General features: G+C 72.8%; 27 protein-coding genes. 13 read left to right on the top strand and 14 right to left on the bottom strand.

The genetic code is table 11. The annotated features are described in order from the left end of the window. Nucleotides 1-35: 35 nt before the first annotated feature. Genes OHS17_RS18830 through OHS17_RS18855 form a run of 6 tightly spaced genes read right to left on the bottom strand, consistent with a single transcriptional unit; the run spans nucleotide 36 to nucleotide 5,375 of the window. Nucleotides 36-1,244, bottom strand: coding sequence for a cytochrome P450 family protein (locus OHS17_RS18830; RefSeq protein WP_161211668.1), 1,209 nt, complete (start codon nucleotides 1,242-1,244; stop codon nucleotides 36-38). Then, nucleotides 1,241-2,476 carry a cytochrome P450 gene (locus tag OHS17_RS18835; protein WP_018101476.1) on the bottom strand — a complete coding sequence of 412 codons (1,236 nt, stop codon included), beginning with the start codon at nucleotides 2,474-2,476 and terminating at the stop codon, nucleotides 1,241-1,243. The genes OHS17_RS18830 and OHS17_RS18835 overlap by 4 nt, the downstream gene beginning before the upstream one ends. Further along, nucleotides 2,473-3,120 carry a GTP-binding protein gene (locus tag OHS17_RS18840; protein ID WP_026171310.1) on the bottom strand — a complete coding sequence of 216 codons (648 nt, stop codon included), beginning with the start codon at nucleotides 3,118-3,120 and terminating at the stop codon, nucleotides 2,473-2,475. Before OHS17_RS18840 ends, OHS17_RS18835 begins: the two co-directional genes overlap by 4 nt. Continuing rightward, the gene (locus tag OHS17_RS18845) at nucleotides 3,101-3,466 is read right to left on the bottom strand and encodes a DUF742 domain-containing protein (protein WP_161211670.1); all 366 of its coding nucleotides are present in this window, start codon (nucleotides 3,464-3,466) and stop codon (nucleotides 3,101-3,103) included. Before OHS17_RS18845 ends, OHS17_RS18840 begins: the two co-directional genes overlap by 20 nt. Further along, nucleotides 3,463-3,900: a roadblock/LC7 domain-containing protein gene (locus OHS17_RS18850; protein ID WP_330313117.1), complete on the bottom strand. Its 438-nt coding sequence runs from the start codon at nucleotides 3,898-3,900 to the stop codon at nucleotides 3,463-3,465. The genes OHS17_RS18845 and OHS17_RS18850 overlap by 4 nt, the downstream gene beginning before the upstream one ends. Continuing rightward, nucleotides 3,897-5,375: a sensor histidine kinase gene (locus OHS17_RS18855; protein ID WP_330313118.1), complete on the bottom strand. Its 1,479-nt coding sequence runs from the start codon at nucleotides 5,373-5,375 to the stop codon at nucleotides 3,897-3,899. Before OHS17_RS18855 ends, OHS17_RS18850 begins: the two co-directional genes overlap by 4 nt. 252 nt (nucleotides 5,376-5,627) lie before the next feature. On the opposite strand from OHS17_RS18855, the gene OHS17_RS18860 reads away from it, so the two are divergent. Further along, nucleotides 5,628-6,584, top strand: coding sequence for an EamA family transporter (locus OHS17_RS18860; protein ID WP_330313119.1), 957 nt, complete (start codon nucleotides 5,628-5,630; stop codon nucleotides 6,582-6,584). Nucleotides 6,585-6,599: 15 nt separating this feature from the next. Here the strand turns inward: OHS17_RS18860 and OHS17_RS18865 are convergent, their stop codons facing one another. Further along, nucleotides 6,600-6,989: a nuclear transport factor 2 family protein gene (locus tag OHS17_RS18865; protein ID WP_330313120.1), complete on the bottom strand. Its 390-nt coding sequence runs from the start codon at nucleotides 6,987-6,989 to the stop codon at nucleotides 6,600-6,602. A 40-nt stretch (nucleotides 6,990-7,029) separates the two neighbouring features. Here OHS17_RS18865 and OHS17_RS18870 point away from each other — a divergent pair, with 40 nt between their 5' ends. The 9 genes from OHS17_RS18870 to lspA all read left to right on the top strand — a co-directional run bounded on the left by OHS17_RS18870 (nucleotide 7,030) and on the right by lspA (nucleotide 18,060). Then, nucleotides 7,030-7,890 carry a helix-turn-helix domain-containing protein gene (locus OHS17_RS18870; RefSeq protein ID WP_443066140.1) on the top strand — a complete coding sequence of 287 codons (861 nt, stop codon included), beginning with the start codon at nucleotides 7,030-7,032 and terminating at the stop codon, nucleotides 7,888-7,890. A gap of 23 nt (nucleotides 7,891-7,913) precedes the next feature. Then, nucleotides 7,914-8,420 (top strand): DinB family protein, encoded by a 507-nt coding sequence (locus OHS17_RS18875; protein WP_330313122.1) that lies wholly within the window; start codon nucleotides 7,914-7,916, stop codon nucleotides 8,418-8,420. Between the two features lie 124 nt (nucleotides 8,421-8,544). Next, complete coding sequence (locus OHS17_RS18880) at nucleotides 8,545-9,339, top strand: TIGR03084 family metal-binding protein (protein WP_330313123.1); 795 nt, start codon at nucleotides 8,545-8,547, stop codon at nucleotides 9,337-9,339. Then, nucleotides 9,336-11,060: an acyclic terpene utilization AtuA family protein gene (locus tag OHS17_RS18885; RefSeq protein WP_330313124.1), complete on the top strand. Its 1,725-nt coding sequence runs from the start codon at nucleotides 9,336-9,338 to the stop codon at nucleotides 11,058-11,060. The genes OHS17_RS18880 and OHS17_RS18885 overlap by 4 nt, the downstream gene beginning before the upstream one ends. Further along, a complete protein-coding gene (locus OHS17_RS18890; RefSeq protein WP_330313125.1) occupies nucleotides 11,057-12,655 on the top strand; it encodes an acyl-CoA carboxylase subunit beta in 1,599 nt (532 codons plus the stop codon). The genes OHS17_RS18885 and OHS17_RS18890 overlap by 4 nt, the downstream gene beginning before the upstream one ends. Before the next feature lie 11 nt (nucleotides 12,656-12,666). Then, nucleotides 12,667-14,628, top strand: a complete 1,962-nt coding sequence (locus OHS17_RS18895; RefSeq protein WP_330313126.1) for an acetyl/propionyl/methylcrotonyl-CoA carboxylase subunit alpha — start codon at nucleotides 12,667-12,669, stop codon at nucleotides 14,626-14,628. Beyond that, nucleotides 14,625-15,791: an acyl-CoA dehydrogenase family protein gene (locus tag OHS17_RS18900; protein ID WP_161209123.1), complete on the top strand. Its 1,167-nt coding sequence runs from the start codon at nucleotides 14,625-14,627 to the stop codon at nucleotides 15,789-15,791. The genes OHS17_RS18895 and OHS17_RS18900 overlap by 4 nt, the downstream gene beginning before the upstream one ends. Nucleotides 15,792-15,860: 69 nt before the next feature. Beyond that, nucleotides 15,861-17,447: an AMP-binding protein gene (locus OHS17_RS18905; protein ID WP_330313127.1), complete on the top strand. Its 1,587-nt coding sequence runs from the start codon at nucleotides 15,861-15,863 to the stop codon at nucleotides 17,445-17,447. Between the two features lie 76 nt (nucleotides 17,448-17,523). Then, nucleotides 17,524-18,060, top strand: a complete 537-nt coding sequence (gene lspA, locus OHS17_RS18910) for a signal peptidase II (RefSeq protein ID WP_330313128.1) — start codon at nucleotides 17,524-17,526, stop codon at nucleotides 18,058-18,060. A 9-nt stretch (nucleotides 18,061-18,069) separates the two neighbouring features. Here the strand turns inward: lspA and OHS17_RS18915 are convergent, their stop codons facing one another. Next, a complete protein-coding gene (locus OHS17_RS18915) occupies nucleotides 18,070-18,348 on the bottom strand; it encodes a hypothetical protein (protein WP_330313129.1) in 279 nt (92 codons plus the stop codon). 261 nt (nucleotides 18,349-18,609) lie between these two features. Here OHS17_RS18915 and OHS17_RS18920 point away from each other — a divergent pair, with 261 nt between their 5' ends. Then, a complete protein-coding gene (locus OHS17_RS18920) occupies nucleotides 18,610-19,335 on the top strand; it encodes a dienelactone hydrolase family protein (protein WP_330313130.1) in 726 nt (241 codons plus the stop codon). Between the two features lie 67 nt (nucleotides 19,336-19,402). Here OHS17_RS18920 and OHS17_RS18925 read toward each other — a convergent pair whose 3' ends face one another. Together OHS17_RS18925 and OHS17_RS18930 are read right to left on the bottom strand one after the other, a co-directional pair. Further along, on the bottom strand, nucleotides 19,403-20,584 hold the full coding sequence (locus tag OHS17_RS18925) for a lanthionine synthetase LanC family protein (protein WP_330313131.1): 1,182 nt from the start codon (nucleotides 20,582-20,584) through the stop codon (nucleotides 19,403-19,405). Between the two features lie 56 nt (nucleotides 20,585-20,640). Continuing rightward, on the bottom strand, nucleotides 20,641-21,087 hold the full coding sequence (locus tag OHS17_RS18930; RefSeq protein ID WP_330313132.1) for a MerR family transcriptional regulator: 447 nt from the start codon (nucleotides 21,085-21,087) through the stop codon (nucleotides 20,641-20,643). Nucleotides 21,088-21,141: 54 nt separating this feature from the next. On the opposite strand from OHS17_RS18930, the gene OHS17_RS18935 reads away from it, so the two are divergent. Beyond that, entirely contained in the window at nucleotides 21,142-22,122 is a 981-nt protein-coding gene (locus tag OHS17_RS18935; RefSeq protein WP_330313133.1) for an SDR family NAD(P)-dependent oxidoreductase, read from the top strand. A gap of 6 nt (nucleotides 22,123-22,128) precedes the next feature. Here the strand turns inward: OHS17_RS18935 and OHS17_RS18940 are convergent, their stop codons facing one another. Further along, nucleotides 22,129-22,737 carry a LysE family translocator gene (locus OHS17_RS18940; RefSeq protein ID WP_330313134.1) on the bottom strand — a complete coding sequence of 203 codons (609 nt, stop codon included), beginning with the start codon at nucleotides 22,735-22,737 and terminating at the stop codon, nucleotides 22,129-22,131. Nucleotides 22,738-22,739: 2 nt separating this feature from the next. Further along, the gene (locus tag OHS17_RS18945) at nucleotides 22,740-23,480 is read right to left on the bottom strand and encodes a metallophosphoesterase (RefSeq protein WP_330313135.1); all 741 of its coding nucleotides are present in this window, start codon (nucleotides 23,478-23,480) and stop codon (nucleotides 22,740-22,742) included. Nucleotides 23,481-23,583: 103 nt separating this feature from the next. Here OHS17_RS18945 and OHS17_RS18950 point away from each other — a divergent pair, with 103 nt between their 5' ends. Next, nucleotides 23,584-24,165, top strand: a complete 582-nt coding sequence (locus OHS17_RS18950; RefSeq protein WP_330313136.1) for a CGNR zinc finger domain-containing protein — start codon at nucleotides 23,584-23,586, stop codon at nucleotides 24,163-24,165. Nucleotides 24,166-24,178: 13 nt separating this feature from the next. Here OHS17_RS18950 and OHS17_RS18955 read toward each other — a convergent pair whose 3' ends face one another. Both OHS17_RS18955 and OHS17_RS18960 read right to left on the bottom strand, forming a co-directional pair. Beyond that, complete coding sequence (locus tag OHS17_RS18955; RefSeq protein ID WP_330313137.1) at nucleotides 24,179-24,562, bottom strand: hypothetical protein; 384 nt, start codon at nucleotides 24,560-24,562, stop codon at nucleotides 24,179-24,181. A gap of 106 nt (nucleotides 24,563-24,668) precedes the next feature. Then, entirely contained in the window at nucleotides 24,669-25,253 is a 585-nt protein-coding gene (locus tag OHS17_RS18960; protein WP_330313138.1) for a hypothetical protein, read from the bottom strand. Nucleotides 25,254-25,369: the final 116 nt, after the last annotated feature.

Consider the following 25,369-nt stretch of genomic DNA (forward strand, 5'->3'; position numbering starts at 1 on the left):
GGTTCCGACTCGTGGCCCGTGGGTCGGGGCCCGGGTCAGCTCAGTTCGACCGGCAGTTCGAAGAGGTCGTTCTGCGTCACGATCGGCTTGTTGCGCAGCTCGGTGGCGGGAACGGCCAGCTCCAGCTCCGGGAAGCGCTCGTAGAGCGCGGGCAGGGCGACGCCCGCCTCCAGCCGGGAGAGGGCCGCGCCCGGGCAGACGTGCGGGCCGTGGCCGAAGGCGATGTGCCGGTTGGGCGAGCGCGTCACGTCGAACTCACCGGCCGTCGGGCCGTGCTGCTGCTCGTCGCGCCCCAGCGCGCCGAAGGAGACGATCAGGGCCTCGCCCTTGGGCAGGACCTTGTCGCCGACCTGTACGTCCTCCGTCGCGAAGCGGATCAGGACGTGCGAGGTCGGGGTGTTCCAGCGCAGCGTCTCCTCGATCACGTTCTCCCACGGCACCTCGCCGGAGAGGACCTGCTTGCGCTGCTCGGGGTGGGTCTCCAGCGCGACGACCGCGTTCACGATGAGGCTGATCGTCGTCTCGTGGCCCGCCGCGATGATCAGTTGCAGCGTGTTGACGATCTCCTCGTTGCTGAGGTGGTCGCCGTCCTCGGAGGCCTCGATCAGGGCGCTGGTCAGGTCGTCGCCCGGCTCCGCCCGCTTCGCGTCCACGATCTTCGTGAAGAGCGCGCCGAGGTCCGCCATCATCTGCGGGACCTCCTCCGGCGGCGTCTGCGTCGAGAAGAACTTCTCGAAGAGCTCCTTGAGCCGGGGGTGGTCGGCGGCGTCGACGCCCATCAGCTCACTGATCACGTTCATCGGCAGCGGGTAGGCGAACTCCGCCTTCAGGTCGACGCGTTCGCCCTCGGGCAGGGCCGCGAGGCGGTCCAGGCTCGCGGTCGTCAGCGCCTCGATGCCCGCACGCAGCCGCTCCACCCGCTTCACGGTGAGGGCCTGCGCGACGAGGGTGCGCAGCCGGCGGTGGTCGGCGCCGTCGACGGTCAGCATCGAGCGGCCCGGGTTGGCCAGGCCGATCAGCGGCCAGTCCATCGGGATCTCGCCGCGCTGCCAGGCGCCCCAGACGTTGATGTCCTTCACGATCCGGGCGTCGGTGAGCAGCTGTCTCGCCTCGGCGTGGTGCGTGACGGCGTAACAGTGCACCCCGCCGGGGAGTTCGACCTCGGCGAGCGGCCCCGCGGCGCGCAGGGCGGCGCTCTCGCCGTCCAGGTCGGCGACGAAGGGGTCGAGGGCGATGCGAGTCATATCCGGCCTCCGAGGGCGGGGGTGGGTGTGAAGACGACGGGCAGACTGGTCATGCCCCGCAGCCAGGGGGAGGGGCGCCGGGTGAGCTGCCCGGCGGGGACGTCCAGGTCGATGTCCGGGAGGCGGTCGAGCAGGACCTCGATGCCGGTACGGGCGATGACCTCGGCGGTCTCCTGCGCCGGGAACGGGCAGCGGTGCTCGCCGTGCCCGAAGGACAGGAAGGCGCTGTTGCCGCCGGTCAGGGCCGAGCCGTCGACGCGGATCTGGGGGTCGGAGTTGGCGGCCGCGATGCCCAGGAGGAGCAGGTCGCCCGCCCGGACGTGGCGGCCCCCGAGGTGCGTGTCGCGCGCGGCCCAGCGGCCGGCGACGTTCTGCGTGGGGGTGTCCTCCCACAGCACCTCGTTCATGGCCTCGGCGACGCTGTGCCGGCCGCCGGAGAGCGAGGCGGCGAAGCGGTCGTCGGTGAGCATCAGCCGCAGCGAGTTGCCCATCCAGTCCGCGGTCGGCTGGTGGCCCGCCGCCATCATGACCATGAGGTCCTGCATGACCTCCTCGTCCGTGAAGCCGCCGGGGTCGGCCAGCATCCGGGTGGCGACGTCGTCGCCGGGCTCGGCGTGCTTGTCGGCCAGCAGCTTCAGCATCGTCGCGGCGAGGTGCTGCTGGCCGGCCAGGGCGCGTTCCCGGCCGTCGATCATGTCGTTGATCGAGCCGACGAGCGCGTCGCCGTCCGCGTCGCTCACGCCGTACATCCGGGCCAGGACGCGGGCGGGGAGCAGCATGGCGTACTCGGCGATGATGTCGGTCGAGCCCTTGGAGCAGAACCGGTCGATCAGCTCGTCGGCGAACTCCTCGGCGAAGCGCTTGAGGGCGAACGAGTCGATCGCCTCCAGCGCGTTGCCGATCATCGCGGCGCGTTCGGCGTGCCGGGGGCCGACGGTGTAGAGGATCGAGGGCTGCTTGCGGCCGATCATGGGCAGCAGGGGCCAGTCGGCGGGGACGTTCTCCCACTGGTTCCAGAGGTCCGAGTCGCGGCTGAACAGCACCGGGTCGCTGGTGACCTGGTGGAGTTCGCGGTAGTCGAGGACCAGCCAGGCGGGGAGCCCGCCGTCCAGGACGACGGGCGCCACGGCTCCGTGGTCGCGCCGGATCTCCCGGTACAGCCGCACCGGGTCGCCCTGGAAGCGGGGTCCGGACAGCGGCACGGCACCGGCCGCGTGGGGGCACTCGGTCACGGGGTGGGCTCCGGGGTCAGGGCGGGGGTGTCCTCGGCGGGCGCGGGGGTGTCCCCCGTACGGGCCGCCGAGAGCCGGTGCAGATGCTCGACCAGGGTGATCAGCACGTACTTGCTGGAGGACCGGTCGCGCGCGTCGCACTCCACGAGCGGGACGTCCGGGGAGATGTCGAGCGCCTCCCGGATCTGCTGCTCGGTGTGGAGCGGGCCGCCGAAGTCGTTGCAGGCGACGATGAACGGCGTGCCGTGGTGTTCGAGCCGGTCGATCGCGTACCAGGAATCGGCCAGGCGCCGGGTGTCGACGAGGACGACGGCGCCCAGGGTGCCGGAGAACAGCCGGTCCCAGAGGAACCAGAAGCGCTCCTGGCCGGGCGCGCCGAACAGGTAGAGCACCGAGCGTTCGTCCAGGCTGATCCGGCCGAAGTCGAAGGCGACCGTGGTGGACGTCTTGGACCCGACGCCGTCGAGGTGGTCGACCGCCTCGCCCGCGCGGGTCATCGTCTCCTCCGTGTTGAGCGGACGGATCTCGCTCACGGATCGGACCATGGTGGTCTTGCCGACCCCGAAGCCGCCGACCACGACTATCTTCAGTCCGTTGTCGGCCGTCGCTCTCAGGGCGGCGCGGTCAGAGGTTGCGGAGTCCAACGAGCACCTGTTCCAGGATGTCGGGGGCGGGAAGCCGGTCCGATACGCGTGCGGTACGCGGATGGCGGGCGCTGATCCGGCCGGTGTCGAGCAGATCGCAGAGCAGGATGCGCACGATGCTCACGGGCAGGTCGAGATCGGCGGCGATCTCCACGACGGCGGTGGGCCGCTCGCACATCCGGAGGATCGCCACGTGCTCCGACTGCATGCCGGGGGCCGGCTCGCACTCGGCGACGACCAGGGTGACCAGGTCGAAGGCGGCGGAGTCGGACCGGGTGCGGCCGCCCGTCAGGGTGTACAGCCGGTCCGGCGCGTCGTCCCTGCCGGGGCGGGGGCGGGGTGTCATACGGCCGTGCCCCGGGCGGCGGCGACCGTGTCGACGGGTTCGCGCGGCGGGGCGACCAGGTGCTCGCCCAGCTGCTCGACCAGCTCGCTCATGTTGTGGCCGACGAGGCCCACGTCGGCGCTCTCGGCGGCGACGACCGCGAGGTGGGCGCCCGCACCCGCCTCCACGATGAAGAGGATGCCGCCGTAGAACTCGGCCATGGCGGAGCGGACGCCGCCGCTGCCGTTGCCGAATTCCACGGACGCGCCGTGGGACAGGCTCTGGATGCCGGCGGAGATCGCGGCGAGCTGGTCGGCCTGGTCGACGGAGAGTTCGGGCGTACGGCACAGCTTGAGGCCGTCCCTCGACAGCACGAGGGCGTGCCGGGCGCCGGGGGTCCGTTCGAGGAGCCCCTCCAGCAGCCAGTTGAGCTTCTCGTCGGTGGTGGCGGTCATCGGGAGCTGTCCTCCGGGGGTGGGGAGTCGGGCCGTACGGCGTTGCGGAAGCTGCTGAAGCGGGCCGCCCGCGCCTTGGGGTCGGGTGCGTCCTCCGCCGCGCCGGTCTCCCGGGCGGGTTCGGGGGCGGTGGCCCGGGCCCGGGCCTCGGCGGCGGCCAGGGTGCGCCCGCGCGAGCGCTTGGGCAGGCCGCTCTCGCCGAACTTCGGGAGGTTGCCGGTGGTCTCCGAGGCGGAGTCGGAGCGCATGGGCTCGGGGGCGGAAGGCCGGGCGGCGGGGTCCGTCCCCAGGGTGTGGACGGGCTCGGGCTCGGTCCCGGCGGGGGCGGCCGCCGGGGCGGGCGCGGAGGCGGCGGGCGCGGGTTCCGGGGTGGTCCGGGGCGTGGTGGCGCGGGTGACGATCTCCTGCGGGAGCATCATCAGCGCGCCGGTGCCGCCGCGCGCGGAGGGCCGGAAGGAGACGGTCAGCCCGTGCTTGCGGGCCAGCCGGCCGACGACGGCGAGCCCGAGGCGGGTGCCGGTCAGGCCGGTGAGGTCGGCGTCGTCGGCGGAGACGGCGCGCTCCGCCCGGCGCAGCTGCACGTCGCTCATGACGAGGCCGCTGTCCTCGACGGTGACGACGATCCCGGCCGGGACCTCCTCCACGTACACATGGACCTCGGCGGTGGGTGGCGAGAAGTTCGCGGCGTTGTCGAGGAGCTCGGCGAGGGCGTGCATGACGCCCTCGGCGGCGTGGCCGGAGACGGCGACGTCGCTGGTGGAGTGGAGCCGGACGCGCTGGTAGCCGCTGATCCGGCCCATCGCGCCGCGCAGCACGGACTCCATGACGATGGGCTTGGCCCAGCGCCGTCCGGAGCGGGCGCCGGTGAGCACGGCGATGGAGTCGGCGAGGCGGCCGGCCTGGGCGGTGCGGTGGTCGAGGTGGAGGAGGTCGGCGAGGACGTCCTCGGCGGTGTGCCGGTGCTCCATCTCGCGGAGGTCGGCGAGCATGCTCGTGGCCAGGGCCTGCATCCGGCCGGCCGCGTTGGCGCAGGCGGTGAGGGCGGCGGAGCGCTCGGTCTCGGCGCGCGCGGTGCGGGCCTTCAGCCGGGCGTTCTCGGCGGTGAGGCGGGCGGTGCCGGCCTCGGCCTCCTCCCTGGCCCTCGCCGTCTCCGCGGCGGCGGCCGCCTTGATGCGGGCGTTCTCCGCGGTGAACCGCTGGGCGTCGGCGGCGGAGGCCGAGACCATGCGGGAGACCTCCGCCGTGAACCGGCCGCTCTCGGCGGCGTGCGTCGCGCGGAGGCGGCGCACGGCGGCCCGGGCGTGGACGGCGGTGGTGACGGCGGCCACGAGGAGCAGGGCGGCCCCGCCGGAGCCCCAGGCCACCGCGGTCCTGGCCGATTCGGGAGCGGCGAAGGTCGCCCACACGCTCAGGGCTGCGGAGAGGGCCACCGTGACCAGAAGGGCCAGTGCGGTCGGCCGGGTAGAGGGGCGCAAAGCGGAGTCCTTGGGGCGGACGGCGGCGGACGGGGGCGATTCGGACCTGTGTGACGCGAGCGACAAACGTGACTAGTGGAACAGGAGATTCCCAGCTAAGTCCCCGTCACTATATGAGAATTGACGATCCCTTTGGGAAGAGCTTGTGGTGGGACCTGTTCTGTTTCTGATTTCAACTTGTCAATTTCTGACCGTTAACCTGGCTGGTGAGGCAATACCGCACGTTTCAGGAGTCAGAAGGGCAGGCCCCCGGTGAACCACCAGACCGCCGCCGCAGAACCGGCCGCAGCCGCTGCCGTCGCCGTGCCGGAGGTGGTCGCCGCCCCGGCGCTCGGCGGTCCGGAGCGCCCCGACGGGCGGCGGGCCGCGCTCGCCCCGGTCGCGCTGGTGGTCGCGGGCGCGCTGTCCGTGCAGTTCGGCGCCGCCATCGCGGTGCTGCTGATGCCCCGGGCCGGGGCGCTCGGGGTCGTCACGCTGCGGCTGGCCGCCGCCGCGCTCGTCCTGCTCGTCGTCTGCCGGCCGAAGCTGCGCGGCCACTCGCGGGCCGACTGGGGCACCGTGGTCGCCTTCGGCATCGCCATGGGCGGCATGAACACGCTGTTCTACCAGGCCGCCGACCGCATTCCGCTCGGCGCCGCCGTCACCCTCGAAGTGCTCGGCCCGCTCGCCCTGTCCGTGATCGCCTCGCGCCGCCTGGTGAACGTCGTCTGGGCGGCCCTCGCCCTCGGCGGCGTCGTCCTGCTCAGCGGCGGCGGCTTCGACCGGCTCGACCCGGTCGGCGCCGCCTACGCGCTGGGGGCCGGGGTGATGTGGGCGGCGTACATCGTCTTCAGCGCCCGCACCGGCCGCCGCTTCCCGCAGGCCGACGGCCTCGCCCTGGCGATGGTGGTCGCCGCGCTCCTCTCGCTGCCCCTCGGCATCATGGACGCGGGCTCCAAGCTCCTCGTCCCCACGACGCTCGGGCTCGGCGCGGCCGTCGCGCTCCTCAGCTCCGTGCTCCCGTACACCCTGGAACTCATCGCGCTGCGCCGTCTGCCCGCGCCCACCTTCGCCATCCTGATGAGCCTGGAACCCGCGATCGCCGCCATGGCCGGATTCCTCATCCTCCACCAGGCCCTGTCCCTGACGGACGCCCTCGCCATCGCGCTGGTCATCGGGGCGAGCATGGGGGCGGTACGGAGTCAGGTGCGGGGGGTCGCGAAGCGGTGACAGGGGCCGACGCGGTCAGCCCGCGTCCGGTTCCCACCACGACAGGTTCGCGGCCGCCCGCGCCACCGGCTCGATGACCTCCCAGCCCTCCGCGATCAGCCCCTGCTCGACGCGCCAGAGGTCCACCACCACGATCTCCGGGCCGCCGTCGGGAAGGCCGCGCCGGGAGTGCACCACGACGTGGTCGCCGTCGGCCAGCAGGTGATCGATCCCGACCTCCATCCCGGCGGTCGGGGCGATCGCCGCCTCCACGGCCGCCAGCCACTCCGCCTTGGTGGAGGTGATCCCGCCGGGCCGGTGGTGCGTGAAGCCCTCGCTCAGGAGCGGGGCCAGCGCCTCGGTGCTGCCGGTTTCGAGCAGGGTGGCCAGGGCCTGCCGCACGATGTTCCTGTTCTCGTCGCTCATGCGGCCCATGCTTTCCGCCGCCGCACCGGCTGTCGATGAAATGCCATGTCATGGCGGGCGGCCCCGGCGGCCGGTACGGTCGGCGCTCGTGCGGAAAGTCGGCGAACTCCTGCGGCACTGGCGCCACCGCCGGGGCGTCAGCCAGCTCGACCTCGCGCTCTCGGCCGGCGTCTCGCCCCGGCACGTCAGCCTCGTGGAGACCGGCAGGTCGCACCCCAGCGCCGACATGGTCCTCCGGCTGGCGGAGCACCTGGACGTCCCCCTGCGCGAGCGCAACCGGCTGCTCCTCGCGGCCGGCTTCGCGCCCCGGTACGCGGAACGCCCCCTGGGGCACGACGCGCTGGCGGCGGCCCGGGAGGCGGTCGAGCGGGTGCTCCGGGCGCACGAGCCGTATCCGGCGGTGGCCTTCGACCGCCACTGGGACATCGTGCGCGCCAACCGGGCCGTCGAGCCGTTCTTCGCGGGCGTCGCCCCCGAGCTGCTGCGCCCGCCGGTCAACCTCGTGCGCCTGGGCCTGGACCCCCGGGGATTCGCGCCCCTGGTGGTCAACCTCGTCGACGTGCGGACGCTGTTCCGGGCCCGCGTCGGCCGTCAGCTCGCCGCCGCCCCCGACGCCCGCCTCGCCGCCCTGTACGAGGAGCTGCTGGCGCCCGGCGGGGAGGACGAGGCGGAAGGCGCGTCGATCGCCGCCGGGTCCGAAGTCGTGATCCCGATGATCCTGAGGCTCGGCGGACGCGAGGTGCGGATGTTCTCGACCATCACCACCTTCGGCACCCCGATGGACATCACGCTGGACGAGATCGCGATCGAGCTGTACTACCCGGCGGACGAGGAGAGCGCGGCGTATTTCGGGCCCGCGCACCGCGCGCCCGAACGCTCCGATCCTCCCAACGTAGGCTGACAGCAGCCGACTTGGAGGGTTGCATGACGGAACGCGACGATCTTCTCGCGCTCATGGACGACCAGCGCACCAACTTCCTCTACACCGTCGCCAAGATCGACGACGACCAGGCGCGGACCCGTACGACGGTGAGTGAGCTGACCCTCGGCGGCATCCTCAAGCACCTCGGTTCGATGCACCGCATCTGGCTCGCCGTGATCGACGGCACCGCCCCGGCCAAGATCGAGTGGAGCGATCTCGATCCGGACAACGACCGGATGACCGACTCCGAAACCCTGCCGGAACTGCTGGAGACCTTCCGTGCGATGGCGGGCGCGTTCGACCGCGTGGTGCGGCAGGAACCCGATCTCGACCGCGCGATAGTGCTGCCCGCGTACCCCTGGTCCCCTCCCGAGCCGGTCCGCTGGACCGTCCGCCACGTCCTGTGGCACATCTTCCGCGAGACGGCCCACCACAGTGGTCACGCCGACATCGTCCGCGAGGCGCTGGACGGTGCGAGCACCACCGCGAAGATGGTGGGGAGGGAGTAGACGAGGAACCGGGCGGGCTTCCGTCCGGTTCCGGCGCGGAAAAAATCATGCAAGCGTGCTTGATTGTTTAGGGTTCCGCTGGCAGGCTCCCGGGCACGCCGTCACGCCCCGAGGGGAGCGCACCGTGTCCGATGCCTCAGCCGTGCTGGATGATCTGCGCAGCGAGAGCCTGGAGTGCGACCTGCTCGTCGCCGGGGCGAGCGCGAGACAGTGGGCGGGGGAGACCCCGGCCGAGGGGTGGACCCTCGCCCACCAGATCGCGCACCTGAGCTGGACCGACGACGTCGCGCTGATCTCCGTCACCGACCCCGGACGCTTCGGGGACGAGGTGGCCAAGGCCATGGAGGACCCCGAGGGCTTCGTGGACCGGGCCGCCGAGGAGATCGTCGCCGCGTATCCGCCGGACGCGCTGCTCATCCGCTGGCGCGAGGGCCGCGAGCGCCTGCAGGAGGCCCTGCGCGCCGCGCCCGCCGGGGCGAAGTTCCCCTGGTACGGGCCGCCGATGAGCGTCGCCTCCATGGCGACCGGGCGGCTGATGGAGACCTGGGCCCACGGTCAGGACATCGCCGACGCCCTCGGGGTCACCCGCACCCCGACCGCCCGGCTGCGCCACGTGGCCCGCATCGGGGTCCGGGCCCGCGACTACGCCTACTTCGTACGGGGCAAGCAACCGCCCGCCGAGGAGTTCCGGGTGGAACTGACCGCGCCCGGCGGTGAGTTGATCACGTACGGCCCCGAGGGCGCCGGCCAGCGCGTCACCGGGCCGCTGCACGACTTCTGCCTGCTCGTCACGCAGCGCGCCCACCGCGACGACCTGGCGGTGCGCGCGGAGGGGGCCGACGCCGACGCCTGGCTGTCGATCGCGCAGGCGTTCGCGGGCCCCGCGGGGGCGGGGCGGGCGCCGAAGGGGGAGCGATGACGGAGCCCGCGCCCCTCGCAGCCGAGCCCCCCGCGCCCCTCCGGATAGGCAACGCCTCCGGCTTCTACGGCGACCGCTTCGACGCCCTGCGCGAGATGCTGACCGGCGGCCCGCTCGACGTCCTCACCGGGGACTATCTCGCCGAGCTGACGATGCTCATCCTCGGCCGCAGCCGCCTCAAGGACCCGGCGCGCGGCTACGCCTCCACGTTCCTGCGGCAGTTGGAGGACGGCCTCGGGCTGGCCCGCGAGCGCGGGGTGCGGATCGTCGCCAACGCGGGCGGCCTCAACCCGGCCGGGCTCGCCGACGCGATCCGGGAGCTGGCCGAAAAGGTCGGCGTGCCGGTGCGCGTCGCGCATGTGGAGGGCGACAACATCCCCGTACCGGAGGGCTTCCTCACGGCCAACGCGTACCTTGGTGGGGCAGGCATCGCGGCTTGCCTGCGGGCCGGTGCCGAGGTCGTCGTCACCGGCCGGGTGACGGACGCCGCCCTCGTCACCGGCCCAGCCGCCGCCCACTTCGGCTGGGGTCCCGAGGACCACGACGCACTCGCCGGGGCCGTCGTCGCCGGGCACGTCCTGGAGTGCGGTACGCAGGCCACGGGCGGCAACTACGCCTTCTTCCGCGACCACGACATCCGCCGCCCCGGCTTCCCGGTCGCGGAGATCCACGCGGACGGCAGCTCCGTCATCACCAAGCACCACGGCACCGGGGGCGTCGTGGACCTCGGCACGGTCACCGCGCAGCTCCTCTACGAGACCGGCGGCGCCCGGTACGCGGGCCCCGACGTCACCGCGCGCCTCGACACCGTACGGCTGACGCAGGAAGGGCCGGACCGGGTCGCGGTCTCCGGCGTACGCGGGGAGGCCCCGCCGCCCACGCTCAAGGCCGGGCTGACCCGGCTCGGCGGCTGGCGCAACGAGGTCGTCTTCGTGCTCACCGGTCTCGACATCGAGGCCAAGGCGGCGCTCGTCCAGGGCCAGTTCGCGGACGCCTTCGCGCGCGCCGGACGGGAGCCCGGGGAAGTCCGCTGGGAGCTGGCCCGTACGGACAGACCCGACGCCGCCACCGAGGAGACCGCGAGCGCCCTGCTCAGGCTGGTCGTCCGGGACCCCGAACAGGAGCCCGTGGGGCGGGCGTTGTCCGGCGCGGCGATCGAGCTGGCCCTGGGCAGCTACCCCGGCTTCCATGTCACCGCCCCGCCCGGGAAGGGCGCGCCGTACGGGGTGTTCGAGGCGCGGTACGTACCGGCGGAGGACGTGGAGCACGTGGCCGTACTGCCGGACGGGACGCGCCACTTCGTCAAAGCACCTGCGCGGACACAGCCGCTGCGGGACGTCGAACAGCCTGATCTGCCACTGCCGTTGGAGGCCGGGCCCACGCGCCGTGCCCCCCTCGGCCGCGTCGCCGGGGCCCGCAGCGGGGACAAGGGCGGGGACGCCAACGTCGGGGTGTGGGTCCGGGACGAGGACGCCTGGCGGTGGCTGGCGCACGAGCTGACCGTCGACCGCTTCCGCGCGCTCCTCCCGGAGACCGACGGGCTCACCGTCGTACGCCATGTCCTGCCCAACCTGCGGGCGTTGAACTTCACCGTGCACGGGCTGCTCGGCGAAGGCGTCGCCGCGCAGCACCGCTTCGACCCGCAGGCCAAGGCGCTGGGCGAGTGGCTGCGCGCCCGCCACCTGGAGATACCCGTGACCCTTCTGGAGGTGCCCGCATGACCGTCCTGCCCACCGGGCTCGACACCGCGAGCCCCGACTACGCGGCCAACCGGGCCGCCATGCTCGACAAGCTGGCCGAGCTGGAGGCCGCGCACGCCAAGGCGCTGGAGGGCGGCGGCGAGAAGTACGTCGAGCGGCACCGGGGGCGCGGCAAGCTGCTGGCCCGCGAGCGCATCGAGCTGCTGCTCGACCCGGACACGCCCTTCCTGGAGCTGTCGCCGCTCGCGGCCTGGGGCAGCGAGTACGCGGTCGGCGCCTCGCTCGTCACCGGGATCGGGGTGGTGGAGGGCGTGGAGTGCCTGATCACCGCCAACGACCCGACCGTACGCGGCGGGGCGTCGAACCCGTGGACGCTGAAGAAGGCGCTGCGGGCCAACGAGATCGCCTTCGCGAACCGGCTGCCGGTCATCAGCCTGGTCGAGTCCGGGGGCGCGGACCTGCCGTCGCAGAAGGAGATCTTCATCCCCGGCGGCGCGCTCTTCCGCGACCTCACGCGGCTCTCCGCCGCCGGAATCCCCACCGTCGCCGTGGTCTTCGGCAACTCGACCGCCGGAGGCGCGTACGTCCCCGGGATGTCCGACCACACCGTGATGATCCAGGAACGCTCGAAGGTCTTCCTCGGCGGACCGCCCCTCGTGAAGATGGCGACCGGCGAGGAGAGCGACGACGAATCGCTCGGCGGCGCCGCGATGCACGCCCGCACGTCCGGGCTCGCCGACCACTTCGCCGTGGACGAGCCCGACGCGCTGCGCCAGGCCCGCCGCATCGTCGCCCGCCTCAACTGGCGCAAGGCGCACGCCGATCCGGGCCCCGCCGAGCAGCCCAAGTACGACGAGGACGAGCTCATCGGCATCGTGCCGGGCGACCTGAAGGTGCCGTTCGACCCGCGCGAGGTGATCGCCCGGCTGGTCGACGGCTCGGACTTCGACGCGTTCAAGCCGCTGTACGGGACGAGCCTGGTGACCGGCTGGGCGCGGCTGCACGGCTACCCGGTCGGCATTCTCGCCAACGCGCAGGGCGTGCTCTTCAGCGAGGAGTCGCAGAAGGCCGCCCAGTTCATCCAGCTCGCCAACCAGCGCGACATCCCGCTGCTCTTCCTGCACAACACCACCGGCTACATGGTCGGCAAGGAGTACGAGCAGGGCGGCATCATCAAGCACGGCGCGATGATGATCAACGCCGTCTCGAACTCGAAGGTCCCGCACCTCTCGGTCCTGATGGGCGCCTCCTACGGCGCCGGGCACTACGGCATGTGCGGCAGGGCGTACGACCCGCGCTTCCTCTTCGCCTGGCCCGGCAGCAAGTCCGCCGTCATGGGCCCGCAGCAGCTCGCCGGGGTGCTCTCCATCGTCGCCCGCGCCTCGGCCGCCGCGAAGGGACGCCCGTACGACGACGAGGCGGACGCCGCCCTGCGCGCGATGGTCGAGCAGCAGATCGAGTCCGAGTCCCTGCCGATGTTCCTGTCCGGGCGGCTGTACGACGACGGGGTCATCGACCCGCGCGACACCCGGACCGTCCTCGGCCTGTGCCTGTCCGCCATCCACACCGCACCGGTCGAGGGCGCCCGGGGCGGCTTCGGCGTCTTCCGGATGTGAGGGAGCTCCACGTGATCAAGAGTTTGCTCGTCGCCAACCGGGGCGAGATCGCCTGCCGGATCTTCCGCACCTGCCGGGCCCTCGGCATCGCCACCGTCGCCGTGTACTCGGACGCGGACGCCGGTGCGCTGCACGTCCGGGAGGCCGACACCGCCGTACGGCTGCCGGGCGCGGCCCCCGCCGATACGTATCTGCGCGGCGATCTCGTCGTGGCCGCCGCGCTCGCGGCCGGGGCGGACGCCGTGCACCCCGGCTACGGGTTCCTCTCCGAGAACGCGGACTTCGCCGCCGCCGTGCAGGACGCCGGGCTGCGGTGGATCGGGCCGCCCGTGAAGGCGATCGAGCTGATGGCGTCGAAGACCCGCGCCAAGGAGCTGATGGCCGCCGCCGGGGTGCCGCTCCTCGCGCCGGTCGACCCGGCCGCCGCGACCGCCGAGGACCTGCCGCTGCTGCTGAAGGCGGCGGCCGGCGGCGGCGGGCGGGGGATGCGGATCGTCCGTGAACTGGTGGACCTCCCGGGTGAGTTGACCGCCGCCGGGGCCGAGGCGCTGTCCGCGTTCGGGGACGGTGAGGTGTTCGCCGAGCCGTACGTGGAGCGCGGCCGGCACGTCGAGGTCCAGGTGATGGCGGACGAGCACGACGGGGTGTGGGCGCTGGGGACCCGGGACTGCTCGCTCCAGCGGCGGCACCAGAAGGTCATCGAGGAGGCGCCCGCGCCGGGCCTGCCGGACGCGCTGCGGGACCGGCTGCACGAGGCGGCGGTGGCGGCGGCCCGGGCCGTGGGCTACCGGGGGGCCGGGACCGTGGAGTTCCTGGTCGCCTCGGACGGGCGGCCGTACTTCCTGGAGATGAACACGCGGCTCCAGGTGGAGCACCCGGTGACCGAGGAGGTGTTCGGGCTCGACCTGGTCGCGCTCCAGCTCCGGATCGCGGAGGGCGAGCCGCTGCCCGCTGCCGAGCCCCCTTCGCCGTCCGGGCACGCCGTGGAGGCCCGGCTGTACGCGGAGGACCCGGCGCGAGACTGGCAGCCGCAGACCGGAGCACTGCTCTCGCTCCGGGTCCCGGAGGTGCCGGGGGTGCGGCTCGACACCGGGTACACCGGCGGCGACACGATCGGCGTGCACTACGACCCGATGATCGCCAAGGTGATCGCCCGGGCGCCGACCAGGGCCGAGGCGGTGCGGCTGCTCGCCCATGCGCTGGAGCGGGCACGCATCCACGGCCCGGTGACCAACCGGGACCTGCTCGTCCGGTCGTTGCGCCACCCGGACTTCGTGGCCGGGCGGCTGGACACGGGGTTCTACGACCGGCACCTGCCGGAGCTGACGGCTCCGGGCGATGAGGCGTCCGCCCGGCTCGCGGCCACCGCCGCCGCCGTGGTGGAGGCGGCCCGTAACGCCACCTCCACCACCAGGGGCGGCTTCACCCGCTTCGGCGCCTGGCGCAACCTCCCCTCACAGCCCCAGCTCCGGCGCTACCGCAGCGAACCGGACGGCGGCGAGCACGAGATCACGTACCGCCCGACCCGGGACGGCCTGAGCACCGGCGCCGACGGCATACGCGTCGTGTCGGCGGGCCGCGCCCGCGTCACCCTCGAACACGACGGCGTCACCCGGCACTTCGACGTCTTCCCGGACGACGGCACGGTCTACGTGGACACCGCCTCCGGCGCGTACACCTTCACCGCCCTGCCCCGCTTCACCGACCCGGCCGACCGCACCGAACCCGGCTCGCTGCTCGCGCCCATGCCCGGCACGGTGGTCCGCCTCGCGGACGGCCTCGCGGAGGGGGCCGCCGTGGTGGCCGGGCAGCCGCTGATCTGGCTGGAGGCGATGAAGATGGAGCACCGCATCCTCGCCCCCGCCTCCGGCACCCTCACCGCCCTGCACGCCGCGCCCGGCCTCCAGGTGGAGGTCGGCGCCCTGCTCGCCGTAGTCACGGAATCCGCAGACCCTGCTGAGGAGCACGCATGAGCACGAGCACCGTCCTCGAAACCGAAGAGCACCAGGCCCTGCGCGCCGCCGTCGCCGCCCTCGGGAAGCGGTACGGGCGGGAGTACATGCAGTCCCTCGTCAGCGAGGGGGCCCACCCCCGCGAGCTGTGGGCCGAGGCCGCGAAGGCGGGCTTCCTCGGCGTGAACCTCCCCGAGGAGTACGGCGGCGGGGGCGCGGGCATGGCGGAACTGTCCATCGTCCTCGAAGAGCTGGGCGCCTCCGGCTCGCCGCTCCTGATGATGATCGTGTCGCCCGCGATCTGCGGCACGGTGATATCCCGCTTCGGCACGGAGGAGCAGAAGCGGCAGTGGCTCCCCGGGCTCGCCGACGGCTCCCTCACCATGGCGTTCGGCATCACCGAGCCGGACGCCGGCTCCAACTCGCACCGCATCACGACCACGGCGCGCCGGGACGGCGGCGACTGGCTGCTCACCGGCCGCAAGGTGTTCGTGTCCGGCGTCGACATCGCGGACGCCACGCTGATCGTCGGCCGCACGGAGGACGCGCGGACCGGCAAGCTCAAGGCCTGCCTGTTCATCGTCCCGCGCGAGACGCCCGGCTTCCAGCGGAACCGGATCGACATGGAGGTCCACGCCCCGGAGAAGCAGTTCGAACTGGTCCTGGACGACGTCCGGCTGCCCGCCGAGGCGCTGGTGGGGGACGAGGACGCGGGGCTGCTCCAGCTCTTCGCCGGGCTCAACCCGGAACGCATCATGACTGCGGCCTTCGGCATCGGCATGGGGCGTTACGCGCTCGGCCGGGCGGTCGAGTACGCGAAGACGCGCCAGGTCTGGAAGGAGCCCATCGGCGCCCACCAGGCCATCGCCCACCCGCTGGCCCAGGCCCACATCGAACTCGAACTGGCCCGCCTGATGATGCAGAAGGCCGCCCGGCTCTACGACGCGGGCGACGACTTCGGCGCGGGCGAGGCGGCGAACATGGCGAAGTACGCGGCGGGCGAGGCGTGCGTGAAGGCGGTGGACCAGGCGGTGCACACGCTGGGCGGCAACGGGCTGACCCGCGAGTACGGGCTGGCCTCGCTGATCACGGGGGCGCGGGTGGCGCGGATCGCCCCGGTCAGCCGGGAAATGATCCTGAACTACATATCCCACCAGACCCTGGGTCTCCCCAAGTCGTACTGAGGGGCGCACAGTTGCCCGTACGCACGCGAGAGGCCGCCGCCCCCACCGCACCGAAGGGACCGACCCAGCATGGCGCACGTGTTCCGCAGCGATTACCCCGACGTACAGCCGCTCGACGCCGCCATCCACGACGCGGTGCTCGGGCACGCCACCGAGCGGTTCGGCGAGACCGTCGCCCTGATCGACGGCACCGACGAGAGCAGCCGCCTCACCTACGCGCAGCTCGACGCCTTCCACCGCAGGATCGCGGCCGGACTCGCCGCCGCCGGGCTGGCCAAGGGCGACGTGCTCGCCCTGCACAGCCCGAACACCATCGCGTACCCGGCCGTCTTCTACGCCGCGACGCGGGCGGGCGCCACGGTCACGACGGTGCACCCGCTGGCCACGGCGGAGGAGTTCGCGAAGCAGCTCCGCGACTCCTCCGCGCGCTGGATCGTCACGGTGTCCCCGCTGCTCGCGGTCGCGCGCCGTGCGGCCGAACTCGTGGGCGGCATCGAGGAGGTGTTCGTCTGCGACCACGCCGAGGGGCACGCCTCGCTCCTGGACATGCTCACCACGACCGCCCCGGAACCGATGGTGACCTTGGACCCGGCGGAGGACGTCGCGGCCCTCCCGTACTCCTCGGGCACGACGGGCGCCCCGAAGGGTGTGATGCTGACGCACCGCTCGATGGCGACGAACCTGGAACAGCTGAGCCCGTTCGTGCCGTTGGGCGAGGGCCACCGCATTCTGGCGGTCCTCCCGTTCTTCCACATCTACGGCCTGACGGCCCTGATGAACGCCCCCCTGCGACTGGGCGCCACGGTCGTCGTCCTCCCGCGCTTCGACCTCGCGCAGTTCCTGGCGGCGATCGAGACGCACCGCATCAACGGCCTGTACGTGGCTCCGCCGATCGTCCTGGCCCTCGCGAAGCACCCGGTCGTCGACCGCTACGACCTGTCCTCGCTGGAGTACATCGTCAGCGCCGCCGCCCCGCTGGACGCGGACCTGGCCACCGCCTGCTCCCGCCGCCTGGGGCTGCCGCCGGTCCGCCAGGCGTACGGGATGACGGAGCTGTCCCCGGGCACGCACGTCGTCCCGCTCGCCGCCGAGAACCCGCCGCCGGGGGCCGTCGGCACGCTGCTCCCGAGCACCGAGATGCGCATCGTGTCCCTGGACGACCCGTCCGCCGACGCCCCGGCCGGGGAGCCCGGCGAGATCCTGATCCGGGGCCCCCAGGTCATGAAGGGCTACCTCGGCCGCCCCGACGCCACCGCCGCGATGATCGACTCCGACGGCTGGGTGCACACCGGCGATGTCGGCCGGGTGGACGAGGAGGGCTGGCTCTTCGTGGTCGACCGCGTGAAGGAGCTCATCAAGTACAAGGGCTACCAGGTCGCCCCCGCGGAGCTGGAAGCGCTGCTGCTCGGCCACGAGGGGGTGTCGGACGCGGCGGTCATCGGCGTCCAGGACCCCGACGGCAACGAGATCCCGAAGGCCTACGTGGTCCGGGGCCCGGGTGCGCCGGTGACGGCGGAGGACCTGATGGCGTGGGTGACGGAGCGGGTGGCCCCGTACAAGAAGGTCCGGGAGGTGGAGTTCATCGAGACGGTGCCGCGGGCGGCGTCGGGGAAGATCCTTAGGCGTGAGCTGCGGGAACGGGCGGGCGGACGATGACGGGGAGCCCCTGAGCGGGATACGTTCCTGCGGGGAGCGTGCCGTCCGTGGTGCGACGAGGGCCAGGAGGGCGAGCATGCCGGACGTGACGACGAGTGTGCGCAGGCGCGCCTTCCTGCTGTGGGCGGTCGCGGCCCTCGCGTACGCCGTCGACCTCGGGACCAAGCTGGCGGTGGTCGCGAAGCTCGAAGGGCGTACGACCGTGTCGGTGCTCGGGGACTGGCTGGTGCTCCGGGTCCAGCGCAACCCGGGCGCCGCCTTCGGCATGGGTGCGGCGACGACGATCGTCTTCACCCTGGTCGCCACGGCCGTGGTCGTCGTCGTGATCCGCTACTCGCGCCGCCTGGCGAGCGCCCCCTGGGCCGTCGCCTTCGGCCTGCTCCTGGGCGGCGCCCTCGGCAACCTCACCGACCGCGTCTTCCGCGCCCCGGGCGACTTCCAGGGCGCGGTGGTCGACTTCATCGCGGTCCGGGACTTCAGCGTGATGAACCTGGCCGACTGGGCGATCACCGGCGGCTGCGCGCTGGCCCTGCTGCTGTCCTTCCGGAGCTCGCCGATGACGGGGACGGTCGGCGCTTCCGACGCGGGGGCGCCGGGGGCCCGGGAGGCATAGCCCGGGTGCCTACGGCAGCGGCGGGTTCGTCGGCTGCGGTCCGTGACCGGCGAGGTAGAGCTTCATGGCGCACTGATCTTCCGCCTCGACGGACACCTGCTGCCCCCAGTGGGCGCTGAGGCGGTGCGCGACGTCGACCAGTCGGCGGCGTTCCTCCGGCGAGTACGCGGGGAACCGGACCCAGCCCCGTTCGGCGATGGTGTTGCCGAGGTCGCTGAACAGCACCGCTCGCGCGCGCTGCTCCTCCTCCTCGGTCAGCGGCGCAGGGCCGCCTTCCGGCCACTGCACACGGACGTTGTACAGGTCTCGGACCACTGGCTTCTCGCAATTCGCCGGGGCTGTTCCGGGGAGACTACCGACGCGGCCGACGGGCGAAAACACGGTGCGCCGGGCCCGATGACGTCGGCAGGATGCCCGGCGTGAGGGCAGCCGAGGTCGTGGGTGAGGCGGCTGGGGGCGTTCCAGGGCGCGCCTGAGAGAACACCCGCGCCGTTGCGCCGGGGGTGAACCCCGGCCCGGTGCCCCTCGGCGCGGACTACGGTCCGTTCCATGACGACGGTTACCACGCGCACGGTCGCGTACCCGGCCGACGGACTGACGATGGTCGGACACCTCGCGCTCCCGGCCGGTGCGGGACGCCGGCCCGCCGTGTTGCTCGGTCCTGAGGGCATGGGGCTCAGCGACGTCGAGCGGCGCCGGGCGGAGGCCCTGGCCGAACGGGGTTACGTAGCCCTGGCCTTCGACCTCCACGGTGGGCGGTACTTGGGCGAACCCGGGGAGATGCTGGCCCGTTGCCTGCCGCTGCTCGACGACCCCGACCGCATGCGGGGCATCGGCCACGCGGCGCTCGACGTGCTGCGCGCGGAACCGAGGGCCGACCCCGACCGGATCGCCGCCATCGGCTACGGCACCGGCGGCATCATCGCGCTGGAACTCGGGCGCGACGGCGTCGACCTGCGTGCGATCGGGACCGTCAACGGACTGAGCACCGGCCGCCCGGGCGAGACCGCGCGCATCCGCTGCCCGGTGTGGGCCGGGGTCGGCTCGGAGGACCCGATCATGGCGCCCGCGCAACGGGACGCGTTCACAGCCGAGATGCGGTCGTCGGGCGTCGACTGGCGCTTCGTGGTCTACGGCGGCGCCCTGCACGCCTTCCACCACCCCCCGGTCGACCACACAACCCTCCCCGGCGTCGGCCACCACCCCCGGCACGCGGAGCGCGCCTGGCGCGACGTCCTCGACCTGCTGGGCGAGTGCCTGCCCGTGCCGGGGTGATCCGGCCGGAGAGCGTGAGGGACCCTCGCCCTCCGTGACGATGCGGCGTGTTCCTCTGCTGCCGGGGTCAGTTGGTGGGTGGGTGGTCCGGGAAGGGGACCGCGTACCGCGGGTCGCGGCCTGACGTTATGCGGGCGTGGCGCAGGAGCTCGCGGATGATGCCGGCGTTGCCCATGGACCAGCCAGTGGTGGGAGCGAGGTCGCTCGGCGTCTCACGGTGCTCGAAGTTGGACCAGGAGATGCCGTTCTCATCGGTCCTCGCGCGGACCGCGAGGTCGGCGACGAGGACATCGGCGAAGTCGCCGCCGTCGCCTCGTTCGACTTGGCGGTCGCAGGCGAGGGCGAGGACACCGGCGGTGCCGCAGCAGCGGCCGTTGTTGTCCCAGAAGCCGGGGCGGATGCGTCGGGGAACGCCGGAGTCGACCAGAGTGTGCCAACAGCGGTCGACAAGGGCGGGCCAAGCGGAGTCGTCGGCCCGGATGTGGCTGAGCAGGCGGAACACTTGTGCGTCGCCGGCCGTGCCGTGGCACCAGCCGTAGCTGTGACGTTCGATCTTCTCGTGTTCCTGCTGCGGATCGGAGTGCGCGACGAGGAAGCCGTCCGGGCCCGCCTCATCGCGCGCCACCACGTCGGCGGCGCCGGCCAGTGCGAGGTCGAGCAGATCGGGGCGGTCGGCGGCGCGTCCCACGGCGGCCAGCGCGTAGACGATGCCCAGGGTCCCGTGCGATATGTGGTGCAGACGCGGGACGGCGCCGGCCCGGATCTCCCACTGGACGCCGGCGGCGGTGGTTTCGGCGGTGCGCGCGTAGCGGGCGACGGCTCGTTGGGCCAGATCGAGATCACCGCACTGCAGCGCGGCGAGCGCAATACCGGCGTTGCCGACGATGAGTTCGTAGTGGTCGTTCCATCCTTCGCCGTCGAAGCGGGACCGGAGGGTGCCCAGAGCACGGTCGGCGGCCGCCCCCGCCGCGGTGTCGCCGAGTGTCCGGTGCACGCCCCGCAACGCGACAGCCATCCCGGCGACCCCCGTGTACAGCCCGCTGTTCTCCCAGCCGCCGACCACGGCAGCGACGCTGCGGGCACCACGCGAGGCCGCGTCCGCGTAGCGGTCGTCGGCGAAGTACCGCCATGCGTCGAGGAGAGCGGGCAGCACCCCCGACGTCCCGCTGTACAGGGTCGGTGTGACCTGCTCGGCGGCGAGGTTGTAGGGCCAGGCCAGACCGTGGCCGACGTCTCGGGCGGCCTTCATCAGCCACTCAAGAGCCCCGGCGGCAAGTGACTCGGCGTCATGTGGCACACCAGTAGTCATCGTTCAATATTTCCAGAGGCGTCCTGGGGCCTGCCCGTCGGGTCCCAGAGGCCGTCCGCCGCGCCTCGGGCCAGGTGGTCCGCGTAGATACCGACCTTCCAGGTGATGACCGAGCGGCACTCCTCCAGGGCCGCGATCTGGGCGTCGACGCGTTGGCGGTGGGTGTCCAGGAGGTGGAAGCGCTCGGCCTCGTTGCCCGGGCCCTGGCGTACGAGGTCGGCGAACCGTTTCAGGTCCGCCAGGGGCATTCCGGATTCGCGCAGCTTCACGCAGATCAGGAGCCATTCGACGTCGAGCGCGCTGTAGCGGCGCCGACCACCGGAGGTGCGGTGCACCGGGCCCACGAGCAGGCCCTCGCGTTCGTAGAAGCGGAGGGCGTGGACGCCGAGGCCGGTGCGGGCGGAGACCTCGCCGATGCCCAGGGTGTCGGTGGTTGCTGCCATGCGGCGCAGCGTAGGACTTGATCTAGAGCGCGGTCCAGGTCGTAGCTTCGCCGCATGTACACCATTGGACAGCAGCCTCTCGGCTCGCCCTTCTCCGCCGCCAGCACCGCCCAGGACGTCATCGCGGGCGCCGACCTCTCCGGCCGGAACGCCGTGGTGACCGGCGGCTACTCCGGGCTCGGGCTCGAAACCACCCGAGCGCTCGTCGCCGCCGGGGCGCGGGTGATCGTACCCGCGCGGCGGCCCGACGTCGCCCGTGCCGCGCTCGACGGGGTGGGCGGTGACGTCGAGGTCATGGCCATGGACCTGTCCGACCTCGGAACCGTACGGGCGGCTGCCGCGCACCTGCGCGAGACGCTGACCGGGCTCGACTTGCTCTTCGCCACGGCCGGGATCATGGCCACCCCGGAGCGACGTGTCGGGCCCGGGTGGGAGAGCCAGTTGGCGGTCAACCACTTCGGGCACTTCACCCTCGCCTGCGAGCTGTACCCGCTCCTGGCCGCCGGTGACGGGGCGCGGGTCGTCGCCTACAGCTCCGCTGCCCACGGCATCAGCGACATCCGCTGGCACGACCCCCATTTCCGTACCGGATACGACAAGTGGCAGACGTACGGCCAGTCCAAGACCGCCAACGTCCTCTTCGCCGTCCACCTCGACGCCCTCGGCCGCGAGGACGGAGTCCGGGCCTTTTCGCTCCACCCGGGCAAGATCATCACCGCGCTGCAGCGGGAGATGACGCTCCAGGAGCAGATGGACAACGGCTGGGTGGACGAGCACGGCAACGTGGTCGGCGAGGGCTTCAAAACCGCCTCGCAGGGCGCCGCCACCGGCCTCTGGGCAGCCACGTCACCGCTGTTGGCGGACCGGGGCGGCGTGTATCTGGAGGACTGCGAGATCGCCTCCGTCACCGGGCCCGAGGACGAGGCGGGCGTCCGCGCCTACGCGGTCGACCCCCACGCGGCGGTCCGCCTGTGGGAGCTGTCCGTCGCGGCTACGGGGGTGGGGCCGGTCGGGGGTGGTGCGGGGGCTTCCTAAGAGGCTCTACGCCACGGCGCTCCGGACCCCCAGGGCGATCAGGACCGCCGAAGTGGCCCTGATGGCCGTCCGTTTGAAGCGGGGGGTCCGGAGGACGCGGGTCGCGCGTGTGAGGAGGAACGTCCAGGCGGTGAGCCAGAGGGTGATCAGGAGGGCGTGGGCGGTGGCCAGGGTGAGGATCTGGCCGCCGAGGGGGTGGTCGGGCGCGATGAACTGGGGGGTCAGCGTCAGGTAGATGGATGCCGCCTTGGGGTTGAGGACGTTGGCCAGGAGCGCCTGGACGTAGACGGAGTCCGTACGACGCCTCGGGCGGCGGCGGGGGGCTGCTGTCGCGGTGCGCCAGGTCCACACGCCCAGGCCGATCAGATAGACCGCGCCGATGAGCCTGACGACCGTAAAGGCCACGCTGGAGCGCATGACCAGGGCCGACAGGCCGGCCACGGCGAGCGCGGCGTGGACGTACAGGCCGGTGACCGTACCGAGGACGACGGGAAGCGCCCGGCGGCGGCCGCCCTCGGTGACGTACTGGACCAGCAGCGCCAGGCTGGCGCCGGGGGTGGCGATCAGGGGGAGGATCGCCACCAGGAACCCGGCGACGGCGACGGGGTGGACCACGATCAGAGCACGACCCGGTAGTGCGTGGTCAGGCGCCGGTCGTCGGACAGGACGTGGAACGCGAGGCCGGGCGGCTGGTCCAGGTCGGCGGCCCGGTCGCCCTCCCAGGGCAGCCGCAGCGTCCAGGTGACCGCCGGCCCGACGATCAACGGCCGCCCGGCGAAGGCGGACGCGGCCGCGGTGTGGGCGTGGCCCGTGAGGACGGCGACGACCTGCGGGTGCGCGGCGAGCAGCCCGGCCAGGTCCTCCCGGTTTTCGAGCATGCAGGAGTCGGGCAGCGGGTGGTGGAGCTCGACCGGCGGCTGGTGGAAGGCGATCAGCGCGGGGGTGTCCCGCGGCAGCGCGGTCAGCGTGGCGTCGATCCAGGCCAGCGTCTCGGCGTCGAGGCGCCCCTCGTCGCGGCCGGGGATGGTGGCGTCGCACATCAGGATCGCGGTCCCGGCGATGAGGTGGGCCCGGTTGACGGGGCCGTCGCCAGGCGCCTCCCCGAGGAGGGCCTTGCGGTACGCCGGGCGCGCGTCGTGATTGCCGGGGCACATGAGCACGGGGAAGGGGGCGGCCAGGATCCGGGCCGCCTCCTCGTACTCCGCCTCGGTGCCGTGGTCGGCGATGTCCCCGGTGACCAGGAGCGCGTCGACGGGGCGGGGGAGGGCGCGCAGGTAGTCCATGACGCGGGTGGCGCGCCGGGTCGCCCGCGTACTGCCGTCCAGGTGCAGGTCGCTGATCTGTGCGAGCAGGGTCATGCCGCAGTCCCCTCTAACGGTAGTTTTCAGTTTTTCCGTTAGGGACTTTAGGGTGTACGCAGACGTGTGTTCAAGTGGTCGGAAGAAGAGGAAGGGGCGCCCTGTGGAGCGTTGGCCGGCACTGGAACTGGCGAGCACGATCCGCCACGACGGAGACGGCGGTGTCGCGGACGACCTGGCCACGGTCGAGGGCGCGACGCGCTGGATCCAGGAGCGGTCGGCCGCCGACCTCGTCGCGGACGAACCCCTCAGGCTCGACCTCATCGAGCTACGGCAGGCGGTCCGCGCCCTGTTCGCCCGAGCGGTCAGCCCCGCACCCGCCAGCCCGGCGGACGCCCACCGCCTGATGCCCGCCGAGGAAGCAACGGCCCGCCTCAACGCGACCGCCGCGCGGGAGCCGGTCACGCCCCAACTCGACTGGCCCGACGAGGGAGTTCCCGCCGTCCGGCTGCTCTCCGACGAGACCGCCCCGTCCGTCCGGCTGCTCGCCGCCCTCGCCCGCGACGCGATCCACTTCCTCAGCGGCCCGCAGCGTACGCAGCTCCGCTCCTGCACGGCCCCGCGCTGCGTGCGCTACTTCATCAAGAGCCACGGCCGCCAGGAGTGGTGCAAGCCGTCCTGCGGCAACCGGGCGCGGGCGGCTCGCCACTATCGGCGGCAGCGGGGGGAGGGCGGGGCCTCCTAACGCCGGACAGGCCCTAGAGCTCGTAGTCCCCGGCCAGTTCGTCCCAGTTCAGGTCGTGCAGCCCGGGGGCGGCGGACTCGTCCGTGGGGACGGACAGGGGGGTCTGGAACCAGACCACGGCGAGGGAGGAGCGGTGCAGGACCGGGTCGAGGGCCGGGGCGATCACCGTCGAGCGGAAAAGGCCGACGCAGGCCACGGGAGGCAGCTCCACGACGGGACCGAACGCCGTGGGGGGCTCGCCCCGGTCCTCGTCCCGGTACGTGAGGCGGGGCGGCACGAGATGGGTCGGGGTGCCGGGAAACGCCTGCTCCGCCTGCCACTGGAGCCCTCGGACCACCATCTCGTTGGCCGCCCTGCACGGGTAGCCCTCCAGGAATCCGGCGTACGTCGAGGACATACGTATCTCGGTGAGATCGACGGATCGGCCCGAGGGAAGAACCATGCGGCTGAGCGACATGCGCACACCCTAGGCAGCGGGCTCCCGGTGGTCACTCGGGTTGTGGTCAGGAGCGAGGGGCCTCCGGGAAGTCCAGTTCGTCCAGGAGTGAGGCGAACAGGTCCTCCGCGAACGGGGAGTGGGTGCGCAGCAGTTCCTGGATGTGGTGGTGGCCGGCCGTCGTGCGGACGCCCGCCGCTCTCGCCCAGGCGAGGGCGAGCTCGGCGTTGGTGGGGACCTCGGCGTCCAGCTCGGCTCGCTTGCGGGCCAAGGCCAGTTCGAAATCCGGGGTGTCGAACCACAGGTTGTCGTCGTCCACGTCCTCGGGGGTTTCGAGAAGTACGCCCGCGGCGTTGTCCAGGTTGAGCCAGGCATGCCAGTGCCGGTCCTCGGTGTCCAGGCCGGCGACGAACGCGACGGAGCTGTCGCTGACGTCGGCCACGCAGGCCGGTGCGCCGGTCCATTCGACCAGGCCGGACAGCATCTCGTACTCCCAGATGCCGTTCGTGAGTTGCAGGGTCCGCCAGCCGCCCGGGCGGGACGGCCACTCGTGTGCCTCGACGTCCGGTTCCGGGGCGATGTCGGCGAAGAAGGGTGCCTCCAGCAGGAGGCGTTGGCTGCGGGCGAAGACGAGGTGGCCTGAGAATCCCATGGGCGCACGGTATGGGGCACCACTGACACCGCCCCGCCGGTCGCGTCGGGGCGGCGGTATGGATACGACTCGGGAGCCTGGGTGCCGTGCGTGCGGTGCGGCGGGGATCATGACCC

This window comes from Streptomyces sp. NBC_00523, assembly GCF_036346615.1.
Taxonomy (GTDB): Bacteria; Actinomycetota; Actinomycetes; order Streptomycetales; family Streptomycetaceae; genus Streptomyces.